This window comes from Actinomadura sp. NPDC048394, assembly GCF_040651755.1.
GTDB lineage: Bacteria > Actinomycetota > Actinomycetes > Streptosporangiales > Streptosporangiaceae > Spirillospora > Spirillospora montaniterrae.
This window is the reverse complement of sequence record NZ_JBEZJL010000001.1, coordinates 70,601-85,678: the sequence shown is the minus strand read 5'-3', so window position 1 is coordinate 85,678 and position 15,078 is coordinate 70,601. Positions and strand designations below refer to the sequence as shown.

The window sequence follows — 15,078 nt, the reverse complement described above, 5'->3', positions numbered from 1 at the left end:
CCCCCTGTCGCGGCCGGCCGTCATCCGGCGACCTCCAGCGCCACCTTCGTCCAGCCGGGCTCGCGCCGGTCGAACGCCTCGTAGGCCTCGATGACCCCGGGCAGGCGCGCCTGCTGGGTGAGGATGGTGGTCGGGTCGGCGCCGCCCTTGGCGATGCGGCTGAGCAGCCCCGGCACGTACCGGCGGTGGTTGCAGTTGCCCGCCTTGACGGTCAGGTTCCGGTTCATCGCCAGGCCCAGCGGGAAGCTGGTGAAGTGCGGCGGGTAGACCCCGACGATCCCGATCGTGCCGGCCTTGGCGACCATGTCCACCGCCCAGCGGAGCGCCTCGCCGGGCGCGTCGCCCGGGCGCCACTGCGCGCCGTCCTGGCCGGTGCGCGGCGCGGCCTGCGCCTGCTCGCGCTCGAACTCGGCCCGGTCCTCCTTGGTGATCGCGTCGGCGGCGGGGCCGCTCGCCGGGCTCTCGGCGTCCACGCCGACCGCGTCGATCACGCGGTCCGCGCCGATGCCGCCGGTCATGTCGGTGACGGCCGCGACCGGGTCCTCGGCGTTGAAGTCGATCGTCTCGGCGTTCTGCAGCCGGGCCGTCTCCAGCCGGTCGGCGTGCCCGTCGACGACGAAGACCCGGCCGGCGCCCTGGATCCGCGCCGACAGCACGGCGAGCTGCCCGACCGGGCCCGCGCCGAGCACCGCGACGGTGTCGCCGGGCCCGACCTCGGCGAGCCGCGCACCGAACCAGCCGGTCGGCAGAATGTCGCTGACCATCAGCGCCTGCTCGTCGGTGACGCCGGGCGGGATGGCGACGAGGTTGGTGTGCGCGTACGGGACGCGCGCGTACTCGGCCTGCAGGCCGTCGAACGGGCCCGTCGACCGCGGTCCGCCGTAGAACGACGAGCCGGCGGACGGGCCGTTCGGGTTGGCGACGTCGCACTGCGCGTAGTAGCCGGCGCGGCAGTACGAGCACCGGCCGCAGCCGATCGTGGACGGGATGACGACGCGGTCGCCGGGCACGAAGTTGCGGACGTCCCGGCCGACCTCCTCGACGACGCCGACGGCCTCGTGGCCGAGGACCGTGCCCGGTTCCATATCGGGCATCGTGCCCCTGACGAAGTGCAGGTCCGTCCCGCAGATCGCGCTGGCGGTGATCCGGACGACCGCGTCCTCGGGGTCGCGGACGGCCGGGTCGGGCACCTCGTCCAGGCTGATCTCGCCGACGTCGTGCCAGACCACTGCCCTCATGGCTCTGCTCCTCCCTCGCGGGACCTGTTCCCGTCCGCCCTTCCCACAGGTCACGGGACAAACATGGACAATGCAGACACCTGCCGTATGGCCCGCCCGGCGCGCCCCGGATAATGGGGAGCCGCAGACCGCGATCACGTCAGGAGTCGGCCATGACACGCCCGTTCCGGCCCGCGCGGGCCCGCCGGTGAGCGCCCCGCGCGCCGGCGCGTCCCAGGAGGTGCTCGGGCCGCTGACCGGCTCGGCGATCTTCCTGGTGGTGACCGTCGACCCGGGCGGCGAGCCCGTGGTCGCCGAGCTGCTGCCCGACCTGGCCGGGCTCGTCCGCGCGGTCGGCTTCCGCGTCCCGGGCGGCGGGCTGACCTGCGTCACCGGCATCGGCTCGGACGCCTGGGGCCGGCTGTTCTCCGGGCCCCGCCCCGCCGAGTTGCACCCGTTCGCCGAGCTGACCGGCCCGGTGCACACCGCCCCCGCGACGCCCGGCGACCTGCTGTTCCACATCCGCGCGCACCAGATGGACCTGTGCTTCGAACTCGCCGCGCAGATCATGCAGCGGCTGGCCGGCGCGGCGACCGTCGTGGACGAGGTGCACGGCTTCCGCTACTTCGAGCAGCGCGACCTGCTCGGCTTCGTCGACGGCACCGAGAACCCTACCGGCGAGGACGCCCGCGCCGCCGTCGTCATCGGCGACGAGGACCCGGGGTTCGCCGGCGGCAGCTACGTGATCGTCCAGAAGTACCTGCACGACATGCGGGCGTGGAACGCGCTCACGGTCGAGCAGCAGGAGGACGCGGTCGGCCGCCGCAAGCTGTCCGACATCGAGATCCCCGACGCCATGAAGGCGCCCGGCGCGCACGTCGCGCTCACCTCGATCACCGGGCCGGACGGCGAGGAGCGCGAGATCCTGCGCGACAACATGCCGTTCGGGAACCTGCGCGACGGCGAGTTCGGCACCTACTTCATCGGCTACTCCGCCACCCCGGAGGTCACCGAGGAGATGCTGCGGAACATGTTCCTCGGCGACCCGCCCGGCGTCCACGACCGGCTGCTCGACTTCTCGACCGCCGTGACCGGGACCCTGTTCCACGTCCCCACGGCCGACTTTCTCGACGACCCGCCCCCGCTTCCCAGCGACGACGGATCCCTGGGCATCGGCGACCTGAAGAGGAGCGCACCTTGAACAACCTGCACCGCGAACTGGCCCCGATCTCCGCCGCCGCATGGGACGACCTGGAGGCGGAGATCCGCCGGACCGTCACCCGCAACCTCGCCGGGCGGCGGCTGGTGGACGTGCCGGAGGCGGGCGGCGTCGCGCTCGCGGCCGTCACCACCGGGCACCTCGACCCGGTCGAGGCGCCCGCCGACGGCGTGCAGGCGCACGTGCGGCGGGCCCGTCCGCTGGTGGAGCTGCGGGTGCCGTTCACCGTCGCCCGGCAGGACGTCGACGACGTGGAGCGCGGCGCGAAGGACCCGGACTGGCAGCCCGCCAAGGACGCGGCCCGGCTGATCGCCCGCGCCGAGGACCGCGCGATCTTCGAGGGGTACGCCGCGGCGGGCATCGAGGGGCTGCGCGCCGCGTCCGCGAACCCGGCGATCGCGCTGCCGGACGAGCCGCGCGACTACCCGAACGCGGTCGCGCGGGCGGTGACGGCGCTGCGGCTGGCCGGGGTGGACGGCCCGTACTCGCTGGCGCTCAGCGCGGACGCCTACACGGCGGTGAACGAGACGTCCGACCACGGCTACCCGATCCACGAGCACCTCGCCCGGCTGGTCAGCGGCGACATCGTCTGGGCGCCCGCGATCTCCGGCGCGTTCCTGCTGTCGACCCGGGGCGGCGACTTCGAGTTGCGCGTCGGCCAGGACCTGTCGGTCGGCTACGAGTCGCACGACGCGACGAGCGTCCGGCTGTACCTGCAGGAGACGTTCACGTTCCTGACGTACACCGCCGAGGCCGTGGTCGCGCTCGCCTAACGACCCCGACCGCCCCGTGGCCGCGCCTCGACCCGTCTCGACCGCGCGCTATGTGCCGTGAATCCGCGGTCCATGACTCAATGGACCGCGGATAACCGCGCCAGCGTTTGTGAGTACGATGAGGACACCGACCGCCGAGGCGAAGAGACGGGCATGGCTGACTTCCGAATCGACGACCTGGCGCGCGCGGCCGGGACCACGGTCCGGCACGTGCGCGGCTTCCAGGAGCGCGGCCTGCTCCCGCCGCCCCGCATGAAGGGCAGGGTCGGCTTCTACGACGACGCCCACCTGGCGCGCATCCACCTCATCGCCCGGCTCAAGGACCGCGGCTACACGCTGGCGAGCATCGGCGAGATGCTGTCGGCGTGGGAGCGCGGCCACAACCTGGCCGACCTGCTCGGCCTGGAGCGGGTCATCCACGACCCGTGGTCGGACGAGGAGCCCGCCCGGATGACGCTCGCGCAGGTCGTGCGGCGGTTCTACCCGGACGTCCCGGAGGACGTGCTCGAGGGCCGGACGCCCGCCGACTTCCCGAAGCTGCAGCGGGCCGAGGAGCTCGAGTTCATCCGGTGGACGGGCGAGGAGTACGAGGTGCCGAGCCCGCGGCTGCTGGAGGTCGGCGCGGGCCTCGTCGAGGCCGGCATCGCGCTGGACGCGGTCTTCGAGATCGCCGGCCGGCTGCGCGGCGACGTGGACGCGATCGCCCGCCAGTTCGTCCGGCTGACGGTGGAGCACGCCGGGCTGGACGCGCGGGCCGGCGACCGGGACGTCCGCGAGGTCGGCGAGGTGATCCGGCGGCTGCGGCCGATCGGCATGCAGGCGGTGCAGGGCCTCCTGGCGCGCTCGCTGCACGCCGAGATCCAGGCCGAGTTCGCCCGCCAGATCGAGAGCCTGGGCCTCACTCCCCCGCCGCTGGACGGCCGGGAGCGCGACGCGGACACCGTCCCCGACCTGCCCGTCTGACCCGCACACCGCCGGCTCCGCGCACACGAGCGGCCCCGCGCCCGGCAACCGGGCGGGGGCCGGGCCCGCGGCCGGTCAGTAGTCGAACCAGCCGGGGAGCTTCGCGCCGAACATCATGTCCCCGGCCAGCTTGATCCTGCCGGTCATGAAGCCCTCCACGCCGTTCAGCCGGCCCGCGCACAGCCGCAGCAGCGTCGGCACGGACAGCGTGAGCGTCACCTTCGGGCCGGCGGGCGCGCCGCGCTCGCCGATGGCGGCGCCGTCGCGGATCGACAGCCCGTAGGACAGCGTTCCGCCCGGCGCGGTCACGTCCCAGCGGACCACGCCGCCGTCGTTCCCGGCGCGCTCGGCGACGAAGTGCTCGCCCATCAGGCCGAACACCTTGTCCAGGACGCCCTCCGCGCCGACGGCGGCGACGAACCCGTCGATCATCTCGTCGTCGACGCCGGGCGCGTCCAGCAGCGCGCGGAGCTGCTCGGGCGAGGCGACGTCCTCCAGCATCGCCTTCAGCTGGTCGGTGTCCCCGAGGTCGGGCACGGTACTGCTCATGGCGTTTCCCTCCGGTCGAGCGGCGCGTTCACCGGTACGACGATTCCAGGGCCGCGGCCACCGGATAACTGCGCCGGCGACGAAATCGCGAGGGGCGGCGCTCACCGATTCGAAGGTTTATGCGTGGGTGCTCGCTACGCCGTTCTCGAACCAGTCGGGCTGGCCGTCGGGACGGGCCGTCGCGAGCCAAAGGCGCAACGCCATCAGCAGTTCGACGTGCAGGGACGGGTCGTGGATCTCGGCGCCGAACAATTCGTCGAGTTTGCGCAGCCGGAGCCGGACGGTCTGCGGGTGGACGTGCAGCCGGGCCGCCGCGGCGGAGGCGTTGAATCCGCATTCCAGCATCGCCTCGAGGGTCCGCGCATACTGCGTTCGGCGATTCGGCCGGAGCCGCAGCAGCGGATTCAGCCGGCGCCGCGCGGAATGCTCGACGAGGTCGCGGTGACGCAGCACCGCGAGGGTGGGCGCGTGGTCGGCGGCGATGATCGGGCCCTCGCGGGGCGGCGCGCCGCCGGGCCCGCCGAGCGTGCCGTCCAGGGCCAGGGCGAGCGCCTGCCGCGCCCAGGCCAGCGACTTGCCGAGCGCGGCGGGTTCGACGGCGGGGCCGACGGCCGCCGTGAGGCCGGCCAGGAGCGGGGCCAGCGTCCGGCGGTGCGCCGGGTCCCGTGGATCGGGGACGATCAGGCACGGTTCGGGGAGGTGCCGGCCGTCCAGCACCTGGGGCGGGAAGGCGCGGAGCCGGGCCGGTCCGGTTCCGGGGGCGAGCGCGACGGCGGCGGCGCGGGCCGGCAGCGGCCATCGCGCCTCCTGCGCGAGGCCGGCGATCCGCCGAGGCTCGGTCTCCGGGCGGGCGAGCAGCGCGCCGAGCAGCGCGCGGCGGCGGCGCAGCAGCATCGCGGCGGGGTCGCGGGACGCCTCGGCGCGGCCCTGCGCGACGGCGGCCATCAGCCGGTTCAGGAACGGGAAGAGCGCGGAGACGACCTGCCCGTACAGGCCGGGCGGCACCTCGGCGTCGAGCGTGTCGGCGACCCGGGACAGGTGCCGGACGGCGACGCGGGTCGCGACGTTCGCCGCGTTCTGGAGGGCGCTCGCGGGGCGGCCCTCCTGCACCTCGGCGGCGCCGGCCCGGCGGAAGAAGGCGAGGAGGTCCGCCGGGGGCGGGCCGGGCCGCTCGACCAGGTCCGCGAAGGCGCCGAGCGCGCATCCGGCGGCGAGTTCGAGCGCGTCCCGGCAGTCGGGGGCGGCGTACGCGGGGATCTCGCGCCGCACCTCCTCGACGGTCTCCGCGACGATCGCGGGGACGGCGGCGCGCAGCGCGCCGGCGAGGAGGCCTCGCACGCCGGCGTCGCGGTCGAGGTCCGGTTCGACGGCGTTGCCGGGAGCCCTCATCGCTCACGTCCCTCCCGACAGTGCCCTGCCGGGCACCGTATCGCGGATCTATGTACCGCAAATTAACGGAACAAGCGTGGACGGCCCGTTCGCGAGATGTCAAGACACATGGGCCACAGATGTATGTCCCGCAAGTTCACGGGACGATGATCCCGGCGGTCCCGAACGGCGGCGCCGCCGGGCGCCCGGCGGCCAGCGCGTCGAGCCGGTCCAGGAAGAGGCCCTCGCGCAGCGCCCACGGGCACACGTCGAGCCCGTCCAGGCCGAGGACGTCCATGACCGCCTCGGCGACGATCGCGCCGGCCAGGATCTGGTGCGCCCGCGACGCCTTCACCCCGCGCAGCCGCGCGCGCTCCTCGTCGGGCAGCTTCGCCAGCGTCGGGATCCAGCCGTGCAGGTCCGCGCGGTCGAGGCGGCGCGGCGCGTACGGCCCGGCCTTCCTCTTCGGCGCGCCGCACAGACGCGCCAGCTGGGTGAACGTCTTGGACGTCGCGACCGCCCGGACGGGCGCGGGCCGTTCGACGATCTCGCTCGTCGCCTCCTTCAGCACGGACCGGACGTGCGCGCGCAGCGCCTTGCGGGTCCGCTTGCGGACCGGCGGGCGGGCGGGCAGGTGGTGCCGGGTGAGCCGGCCCGCGCCGAGCGGCAGCGACAGCGCGATCTCAGGTTCGTCCCCGGCTCCGTAGGCCAGCTCCATGGACCCGCCGCCGATGTCGGCGAGCAGCAGCGGCCCCGCCGACCAGCCGTACCAGCGCCGCACGGCGAGGAACGTCAGCCGCGCCTCCTCCTCGCCGGACAGGAACCCGAGCGTCACGCCGGTCGCGGCGCGGACCTCGGCGGTGACGTCGTCGCGGTTCGCGGCGTCGCGCAGCGCCGACGTGGCGAGCGGCAGCAGCTCCCCCACCCCGGCGGCGGACGCGGCGGCGGACGCCTCCCGCACCGCGCCGATCAGCCGCCCGACGGCGGGCCGGCCGATCACGCCGTGCCGGTCGGTCGACTCGGCCAGCCGCACGGCGCTCTTCACCGACCGCACGGGTGCGGGCGCCTCTCCGGGGCACAGGTCCGCGATGCGCAGGTGGGCCGAGTTGGAACCGATGTCGAGGACGCCCAGGCGAAGGCGGGCCGTGTCCGTGTCGCCGTCCGGGAGGGGGGTCATGGTCGTGGATTACCCGCGATCGACCCGTCCAGTCCGGAGCGCGCGCCGCTCACGTTTCACCCCGGTGCGCCGGGTAGTCCGCCCTAGACCCGCTCTAGCGCCCTAGACCCGCTCTAGGAGGAACACGATGAAGGCGCTCACCTGGCACGGCAAGCGCGACGTCCGCGTCGAGAACGTCCCCGACCCGAAGATCAAGGAACCGGACGACGCGGTCATCCGGGTCACCTCGTCCGGGATCTGCGGCTCGGACCTGCACCTGTACGAGGTGCTGGGGCCGTTCATGAGCGAGGGGGACGTGCTGGGCCACGAGCCGATCGGGATCGTCGAGGAGACCGGCCCGGACGTGAAGCACGTCAAGCCGGGCGACCGGGTGGTCATCCCGTTCAACATCTCCTGCGGCCGCTGCCACATGTGCGAGAAGCAGCTGTACGCGCAGTGCGAGACGACGCAGGTCCGCGAGAGCGACATGGGCGCGGCGCTGTTCGGCTACACCCGGCTGTACGGGCAGGTGCCGGGCGGGCAGGCGGAGTACCTGCGGGTGCCGCAGGCGCACTTCGGCCCGATCAAGGTGCCGGAGGGCCCGCCGGACGAGCGGTTCGTCTACCTGTCCGACGTGCTGCCGACGGCGTGGCAGGCGGTGCAGTGGGCGGAGATCCCCGAGGGCGGCTCGGTGACGGTGCTCGGGCTCGGCCCGATCGGCCAGATGTCCGCGCGGATCGCCCGCCACCTCGGCCACCGGGTCATCGGCGTCGACCTCGTCCCGGAGCGGCTGGAGATGGCCCGCCGGCACGGCATCGAGGTGATCGACGCCGACGAGGCCGACGACGTGCCGGACGCGGTCCGGCAGATCACCGGCGGGCGCGGCACCGACTCGGTGATCGACGCGGTCGGGATGGAGGCGCACGGCTCGCCGGGCGCGAAGCTCGCCCAGACGCTCACCGGGCTGATGCCCGGCAACAGCGCCGCGCCGCTGATGCAGCGGGTCGGCGTGGACCGGCTCTCGGCGTTCCTCACGGCGATCGAGGTCGTCCGCCGGGGCGGGACGATCTCGCTGAGCGGCGTGTACGGCGGCATGACCGACCCGCTGCCGATGCTGCAGATGTTCGACAAGGGCATCACGCTGCGGATGGGGCAGGCGCACGTGAAGCGCTGGATCGACGACATCATGCCGCTCGTCGCGGGCGACGACGACCCGCTCGGCGTCATGGACTTCACGACGCACCGCGTGCCGCTGGAGAAGGGGCCGGAGGCGTACGAGATGTTCCAGAAGAAGCAGGACGGCGCCATCAAGGTGCTGCTGCGGCCCGGCGCCTGACGCGCCGGGCCGCGGCGGCCCCCGGGACCGGCTACTCGCCCCGGCGGTGGGACAGCGTGACGTCGAAGTCGTCGCGCCCGGCGCCGGACAGGTCGAGCGGCACCGCGACCGGTGGGTATCCGGACGCGATGACGGTGTAGTCCTCGGGGGCGAGGCCGTCGAACGCGTAGCCCCCGTCCGGGCCGGTGCGGGTGGTGGCGACGACGTTCCCGGCCTGGTCGACCAGCGACACGTGCGCGTCGCCGAGCGCCTCGCCGGCGCGGCCGCGGACGGTGCCGCGCAGCGCGGGCGCCGCGGGCAGCCCGATCTCCACCGGGGTCGGCTCGCCGCCCTCGACCCGCACGGGGCGCGCGGCGGGCCGGTGCCCGGCCGCGCTGACCGTGAGCGTGTAGCCGCCGGGCGCGAGGTCGGCCAGCGCGAACGCGCCGTCCGGGCCGGTGACGCGGGAGCCGACGACCTCGCCGCGCTGGTCGGTGGCGACCGCGACGGCGCCGGCGACGGGCTCGCCCGCCTCGTCGCGGACCGTTCCGGCGAGGCCGCCGATGCCGCCGAGGACCAGGTCGGCGGCGGCCGGGCCGTCGAGCACCGTGACGGTGGCGGCCTCGGGCTGGTGGCCGTGCGCGGACCCGACGAGCACGTAGCCGCCGGGCGCGGGCGCGGCGATCGCGTACCCGCCGTCCCCGCCGGTGGCGATCACGCCGAGCTGGCGGCCGGTCGCGTCGATCAGGGTGACGGTGGCGCCGGGGAGCGGCGTCCCGTCGGGGCGCAGCACCCGGCCGCGCACCGCCGGGCCGTCACCCCAGGTGGGCGGCTCGGCGACGGCCGGACTCTGCGCCGGTGCCTCGACCACAGCAGGAGCGCTGGCCCCTGCGGGCGCGGGCGGGGCCGGGTGCCCGGTGGGCCGCGCCGCGCGGCGCGCGGACGGCAGGAACGCGGCGAGCAGGACGCCGAGCGCGATGGCGCCGGTCGCGATCACGAACGAGATCCGGAAGCCGGTCATGTCCGGCACCTCGGCGCCGCCGAAGTGGACGGTGTTGCGGGCGAGGACGGTGCCGAGCAGCGCGCTGGACACCGAGGTGCCGATGGAGCGCATCAGCGTGTTCACGCCGTTGGCGGCGCCGCTCTCCGACGGGTCGACGGCGCCGAGGATGAGGGTGGGCAGCGCCGAGTAGGCCAGCCCGATGCCGGCGCCGACGAGCGCCGAGACCAGCGCCACCTGCCACACCGCGTTCATCAGGCCCTGCGCCGCGCCGTAGCCGCCGCCGATCACGAGCATGCCGAGGATGAGCGAGGTCTTGGCGCCGAACGCGGCGGAGATGCGCGCCGACAGCGGCGACACGAGCATCATCGCGATGCCCATCGGGGCCACGGCGAGCCCGGCGACCAGCAGCGACTGCCCGAGGCCGTAGCCGGTCGCGGTGGGCAGCTCCAGCAGCTGCGGGAACACCAGCGACATCGCGTAGAACGAGACGCCGATGGTGATCGCGGCGAGGTTGGTGAGCAGCACCTGGCGGCGCGCGGTGGTGCGCAGGTCGATCAGCGGGTCGCGCAGCCGCAGCTCGACGACGCCCCACAGGACGAGGATCACGACGCCGGCCGCGCCGAGCCCGAGCGTGCGGGGGCTCGTCCAGCCCCAGTCGCCGCCCTTGGTGATCGGGAGCAGCACGGCCAGCAGCCCGGCGGTGAGGCCGATCGTCCCGGCGATGTCGAAGCGCCCCTTCGCCCGCACCTTCGACTCGGGGACGGCGAACGCCACCAGCGCGAACGACACGGCGCCGAGCGCGGCGGCGCCGTAGAAGAGCATGTGCCAGCTGAAGTGCTGGGCGATGTAGGCCGCCACCGGGAGGCCGAGCGCGCCGCCGACGCCGATCGAGGAGCTCATCAGCGCGAGCGCCGAGCCGAGCCGCTCCTTCGGCAGCGAGTCGCGCATCAGGCCGATGCCGAGCGGGATCGCGCCCATCGCGAAGCCCTGGATCGCGCGGCCGGCCACCACCAGCAGCAGCTGCGAGCTGACCGCGGCGACCAGCGAGCCGACGACGACGGTGCCGATGCTGACGAGCGTCATCCGCTTCTTGCCGTACAGGTCGCCGAGCCGTCCCATGATCGGGGTGGCGACGGCGCCGGACAGCAGCGTCGCGGTCATCGCCCACGTCGCGTTCGACAGCGAGGTGTGCAGCAGCTGCGGCAGCTGCCCGATGACCGGGATCAGCAGGGTCTGCATGACCGCGACGACGATGCCGGCGAACGCCAGGACGGCGATCAGCAGGCCCGATCCGCGCTCGGCCGGCAGGCCGAGGTCGGGTTCGTGGCCGGCGGCCGCGGCGCCGGCGGGAGCGGCCGTGCGCGGGTGCTGGGCGGTGGCGGGCTGGGTCACGCTGGTACGCCTCCGGGAGGGTGGATCGGTCCGTGCGGCGGGGTGGGGGCGCCGCGCTGAGGGCGGCGGGCGCACCCCGTGATCAAGACGATCAGAGCCGGTTTCATTCCCGGGGCGGTGGCCCGCGACGGAGAATGAGACCAGCATCACTCTCCGCGAAGACCGAAATTTACCGATAGAGCCACAGGGATGAGAAAAAGGAGTCATGCCGGTCAGGTCGGCGTGCCCCCGGCACGACCCGCCGGCGGAGATCGCAATAGGCTCGGCGGGACGCCGCCCGCCGCCCGCCGCCCTGATCCGCGCGAGCGCGGACGGCACCGAGCGGCGACGAGACCCGGCATGGAGGCAGGCCCGATGCACCCTTTCCGCGCGGCCATCGAGCAGGGCGACCTCGACGCCCTGCCCGACCTGCTGGCCGAGGACGTGCGGTTCCTCAGCCCGGTGGCGTTCGCGCCCTATGACGGCCGCCCGGTGGTGTCGGCGATCCTGCGCGCGGTGACCCGGGTGTTCACCGACTTCCGCTACGTCCGGGAGATCAGCGACGGGCGCGACCACGCGCTGGTGTTCAAGGCGCGGGTCGGCGACCGCGAGGTGCACGGCTGCGACTTCCTGCACCACGACGACTCCGGGCTGATCGACGAGTTCTGCGTCATGGTGCGCCCGCTGTCGGGCGCGAAGGCGCTGTCGGAGGCGATGGCGGTGCAGTTCGAGGCCGCCAAGCGCGAGATGGGGCTCGCCTGACGTCGCCGCGCGTCACCTGGCCAGGCCGAGTGCGGCGTACCCGGCGAAGGTGAGCAGCAGGTGGAGCGGGGGCGCGGCCGCCGGCCAGCGGGCCCGGCCGCGCAGGAACCGGTGGCCGGCCGCCGCCGGGACCGCGAGCGGCAGGACCGCGGCGGGCGTCCAGGCGAGCGGTGCCCGTGACCATGCCGCGAGCAGGGCGGCCGACAGCGCGGGCGCCGCGAGGGCGAGGCCGGCGCTGCCCCGGAGTCCGAGCGCGGCGGCGTAGGTCCGCTCCCCTGGCCGCGGCTCCCGCGTGATGTTCTTCGCCAGCTCGGCGTGCCCGGCCGCGAGGACGGCCACGACGACGGCGGCGCACCCGGCCCAACCGGCGCCATGCCCCGCCGCGTGCAGGTAACCCGCGTACAGGTAGGCGTGCAGGAGGACGGGTGCGGGCAGGCTGACCAGCAGGTTCACGAGCAGCCGCTCCCCCGGCGGCCATCCCCACCGGCGATGCACGGCGACCACGACGATCCCGTAGGCCAGTTGAACGCCCAGGATCGCGGCCTGCCACGGCCGCGCCGCGTTGAGCGCCAGAACGGCCAGGGCCCCGAGGGCATAGAGAACGCCGAGGTCACCGACCCGGACCGTGCCGGACGCCAGCGGACGGCCGGGGTTGAACCGCCGGTCGTAGTCCAGGTCGCGGACGTCGTCCAGCGCCCGCATCAGCAGCAGGTCGGCGAACACCGTGACCGCCGCGACCGCCGTCCCGGCTCCGGGCCGCCACCGCGTGACGAGCGGGTCGAGCGCGGCGAACAGCCCGGTGACCCCGTACGCCCACGCGACCGCGAGCACCAGCGACGGGACCGGCGGGTAGCTCCCGGCGACGTACCGTCCGATGCGGCGGCACCGGCCGGCCCCCGCCCCGCCGCTCGTCAACGCCGCGGGCGCCAGGTCACGGGCAGCTCCCAGACGCCGCGCACGAACATCCGCTCGCGCCAGCGCAGCAGCGCCGGGTCGATCGCCAGGTCGAGGCCGTCGAGCCGGCGGAGCAGCGCGGTGATCGCGACCTGGAGCTGCATCCGGGCGTGCGGCGCGCCGAGGCACAGGTGGCGGCCGTGGCCGAAGCCGAGGTGCGGGTTGGGCGAGCGGTCCGGACGGAACGCGTCGGCGTCCGGGAACGCGTCCGGGTCGCGGTCGGCGGCGTCGGTCAGCGGGACGACGACGTCGCCGCGCCGCAGCGCCGTCCCGCCGAGGCGGGTGCCGGCGAGCACGACGTGCGGCCGGCCGCCGGTGCCGCCGAACCACACCCAGCGCAGGAACTCCTCGACCGCCGCCGGGACGCGGGACGGGTCGGCGCGCAGCGCCGCGGCCAGGTCCGGCCGCGCGATCAACTCCAGGACGCACGCGGCGAGGAAGTTGGACGTGGTCTCGCCGCCCGCCATGAACAGCCCGAGCCCGAAGACGGTGATCTCCTTGGCGGTCAGCCGCTCGGCGGGGTCCGCCAGCAGCTCGGTGAGCAGGTCGCCGCCGGGGTCTCCGGCGGCGATCGCGGCGCGGCGGGCGTCGAGCAGGGCGGAGAAGTAGCCGAACATGCCCGCGCGGGCCGCCTCGACCTCAGCGGCGGGGACGTGGCCCGCCGACATCAGCGCGCCGGTCCACGGCAGCAGCCTGCCGAGGTCGCCGGCCGGGACGCCGAGCATGTCGCGGATGAGGGCGTACGGGAGCGGTATGGCGAAATGGGCGAGGAGGTCGGCGGGCGGCCCGGCCGCCTCCAGGTCGTCCAGCAGGCGTTCGGCGAGGGCCTCGGCGCGCGGGCGGTCCGCTTCGGCGCGGCGGGCGGTGAACCGGGCCTGGACGGCGCGGCGGCGGCGCGTGTGAGTCGGCGGGTCGGAGGCGACGAGGGCCAGGGACGGGGCGTCGCGGGCGAACAGGGTGCCGCCCGTCCAGGCCTCGCGTCCGAACCCGTCGCCCGCGAGGACGGCGCGGACGTCGGCGTGCCGGGTGACCAGCAGCGCGTCGTGGCCGCCGGGCAGCCGGACGGGCGTCAGCGGCCGCTCGCGCAGCCGCCGCAGGTGGCCGGGGTCCAGCGGGACGCCGGGACGGTGCGGCAGGGGGAAGTCCAAGATCGCTCTCCGGACGGGGGCGGTCGGGTCGGAGTCGGGTCGGGGTCGCGTCGGGAAGGATCAGGCGCTCAGCGGCGGCGGCAGCGACGCCTCCTCCGCCCGGCGGCCGTCGCGTTCGAGGCTCGTGAGCCGCGCCGAGGTGAGCGCGGCGCGGAACAGCTGGATGCCGCGCGCGGAGCTCGGGTCGATGCCGGACAGGTCGCGGATGCGGTCGAGCCGGTAGTGCAGCGTCCGGCGGTGGATCCACAGCTCCCGGGCGGCGCGCTCGCGGTCGAGGTTGCAGGCGAGCAGCACCTCCAGGGTCCGGCGCAGGTCAGTGCCGGCGTCCAGCGGGGACAGCACCGCGGCAAGCCGCTCCCGGATGCCGGGCTGGCCGAGGATCGCCAGCTCGACGAGCAGCTCGTCGGCGCGGTAGGGGCGGTCCTCGGCGTCCGGGATCGCCTTGACGACCGTCAGCACCCGGGACGCCTCCTCCAGCGCGTCGGGGATGCCGCTGAGATCGCCCCGGCAGGACTCGGCGGCGTGCACCGGCCCCCGCGTCCAAGTGGCGAGCACGGCGACGAACTCGGCGGCTAGCACCTCGGCGCGCACCGGGTCCCCGGCCGGGAACAGCGCGACCAGCTCGGCGAGGTCGCCGGAGTAGAGCACGCCGTCGATCGCCTCCAGGTGCTCGCGGGCCCGCGCCCAGTGCGCCGCGGCGGCCGCGCCGAGGCCGGGCGCCTCACAGCGCAGCACCAGGTAGCAGGGCGCGAGCGCGACCCCGGCGGCGTCCGCGATGACCCCGGCGGGCGCGCCGTCGATCAGCGTCTCGGCGAGCAGCCGGCGCAGCGGCCGGGACCGGACGCCCTCGCGCGGCGCGTCCGCGTAGCCCTGGATGCACGCCTCCCGGGCCCGTCCCGCGAGCCGCGCGGCGCGGCCCGTCGCCTCGGCAAGCTCGGTGAACAGGCCGGCGGGCGCGCCCGCCCAGCAGGTCCGCGCCGCCGCGGCGAGCGCGCCGTCCCACACCTCCGACAGCACCGGCAGCGGGATGCCCTGCCGCGCCGCCATCACCCCGAGGTCGCGGAACCGGGCGAGGTCGTCGGCGGGCAGCGGCCCGCCCGCCGCGACGAGCGCGAGCAGCCGCGCGGCGGTCTCCTCCCGGCCGCCGAACAGCGGCGCGGCGGTGCGCCGGATCGGCTGGTGCGCCGGGTGGCCGCCGAGCGCCTCGCCGACCGCCGCGGCGACCCGCGGGCCCTGCGCCGCGAGGAAGTCCGGCAGTCCGCCGGCCGTAGTCATGCGGG

At 75.3% G+C, this 15,078-nt stretch carries 13 protein-coding genes; 5 read left to right on the top strand and 8 right to left on the bottom strand.

The window, feature by feature from the left end:
* Positions 1 to 20: 20 nt before the first annotated feature.
* Positions 21 to 1,238, bottom strand: coding sequence for a zinc-dependent alcohol dehydrogenase (locus AB0C78_RS00415; RefSeq protein WP_360740042.1), 1,218 nt, complete (start codon positions 1,236 to 1,238; stop codon positions 21 to 23).
* Between the two features lie 187 nt (positions 1,239 to 1,425).
* On the opposite strand from AB0C78_RS00415, the gene AB0C78_RS00410 reads away from it, so the two are divergent.
* The 3 genes from AB0C78_RS00410 to AB0C78_RS00400 all read left to right on the top strand — a co-directional run bounded on the left by AB0C78_RS00410 (position 1,426) and on the right by AB0C78_RS00400 (position 4,172).
* On the top strand, positions 1,426 to 2,418 hold the full coding sequence (locus tag AB0C78_RS00410) for a Dyp-type peroxidase (protein WP_360740040.1): 993 nt from the start codon (positions 1,426 to 1,428) through the stop codon (positions 2,416 to 2,418).
* Positions 2,415 to 3,209 (top strand): family 1 encapsulin nanocompartment shell protein, encoded by a 795-nt coding sequence (locus tag AB0C78_RS00405; RefSeq protein WP_360740037.1) that lies wholly within the window; start codon positions 2,415 to 2,417, stop codon positions 3,207 to 3,209. The genes AB0C78_RS00410 and AB0C78_RS00405 overlap by 4 nt, the downstream gene beginning before the upstream one ends.
* 153 nt (positions 3,210 to 3,362) lie before the next feature.
* The gene (locus AB0C78_RS00400; RefSeq protein ID WP_360740034.1) at positions 3,363 to 4,172 is read left to right on the top strand and encodes a MerR family transcriptional regulator; all 810 of its coding nucleotides are present in this window, start codon (positions 3,363 to 3,365) and stop codon (positions 4,170 to 4,172) included.
* Between the two features lie 75 nt (positions 4,173 to 4,247).
* Here AB0C78_RS00400 and AB0C78_RS00395 read toward each other — a convergent pair whose 3' ends face one another.
* The 3 genes from AB0C78_RS00395 to AB0C78_RS00385 form a co-directional block, all read right to left on the bottom strand.
* Positions 4,248 to 4,721, bottom strand: coding sequence for an SCP2 sterol-binding domain-containing protein (locus AB0C78_RS00395; protein WP_360740032.1), 474 nt, complete (start codon positions 4,719 to 4,721; stop codon positions 4,248 to 4,250).
* Positions 4,722 to 4,838: 117 nt separating this feature from the next.
* Positions 4,839 to 6,110 (bottom strand): helix-turn-helix domain-containing protein, encoded by a 1,272-nt coding sequence (locus AB0C78_RS00390; RefSeq protein WP_360740029.1) that lies wholly within the window; start codon positions 6,108 to 6,110, stop codon positions 4,839 to 4,841.
* Between the two features lie 136 nt (positions 6,111 to 6,246).
* Positions 6,247 to 7,266: a Ppx/GppA family phosphatase gene (locus AB0C78_RS00385; RefSeq protein WP_360740026.1), complete on the bottom strand. Its 1,020-nt coding sequence runs from the start codon at positions 7,264 to 7,266 to the stop codon at positions 6,247 to 6,249.
* A 127-nt stretch (positions 7,267 to 7,393) separates the two neighbouring features.
* Between AB0C78_RS00385 and AB0C78_RS00380 the strand changes: the two genes are divergently transcribed.
* Positions 7,394 to 8,581: a zinc-dependent alcohol dehydrogenase gene (locus AB0C78_RS00380; RefSeq protein ID WP_360740023.1), complete on the top strand. Its 1,188-nt coding sequence runs from the start codon at positions 7,394 to 7,396 to the stop codon at positions 8,579 to 8,581.
* A 31-nt stretch (positions 8,582 to 8,612) separates the two neighbouring features.
* On the opposite strand, the gene AB0C78_RS00375 is transcribed toward AB0C78_RS00380, so the two are convergent.
* On the bottom strand, positions 8,613 to 10,955 hold the full coding sequence (locus AB0C78_RS00375) for an MFS transporter (protein WP_360740020.1): 2,343 nt from the start codon (positions 10,953 to 10,955) through the stop codon (positions 8,613 to 8,615).
* Positions 10,956 to 11,309: 354 nt separating this feature from the next.
* Here AB0C78_RS00375 and AB0C78_RS00370 point away from each other — a divergent pair, with 354 nt between their 5' ends.
* The gene (locus tag AB0C78_RS00370) at positions 11,310 to 11,696 is read left to right on the top strand and encodes a nuclear transport factor 2 family protein (protein WP_360740017.1); all 387 of its coding nucleotides are present in this window, start codon (positions 11,310 to 11,312) and stop codon (positions 11,694 to 11,696) included.
* Between the two features lie 12 nt (positions 11,697 to 11,708).
* Here AB0C78_RS00370 and AB0C78_RS00365 read toward each other — a convergent pair whose 3' ends face one another.
* Genes AB0C78_RS00365 through AB0C78_RS00355 form a run of 3 tightly spaced genes read right to left on the bottom strand, consistent with a single transcriptional unit; the run spans position 11,709 to position 15,073 of the window.
* The gene (locus AB0C78_RS00365; protein WP_360740015.1) at positions 11,709 to 12,611 is read right to left on the bottom strand and encodes a hypothetical protein; all 903 of its coding nucleotides are present in this window, start codon (positions 12,609 to 12,611) and stop codon (positions 11,709 to 11,711) included.
* Positions 12,608 to 13,798, bottom strand: coding sequence for a cytochrome P450 (locus AB0C78_RS00360; protein WP_360740012.1), 1,191 nt, complete (start codon positions 13,796 to 13,798; stop codon positions 12,608 to 12,610). The genes AB0C78_RS00365 and AB0C78_RS00360 overlap by 4 nt, the downstream gene beginning before the upstream one ends.
* Before the next feature lie 60 nt (positions 13,799 to 13,858).
* On the bottom strand, positions 13,859 to 15,073 hold the full coding sequence (locus AB0C78_RS00355) for a helix-turn-helix domain-containing protein (RefSeq protein ID WP_360740009.1): 1,215 nt from the start codon (positions 15,071 to 15,073) through the stop codon (positions 13,859 to 13,861).
* Between the last annotated feature and the right edge of the window lie 5 nt (positions 15,074 to 15,078).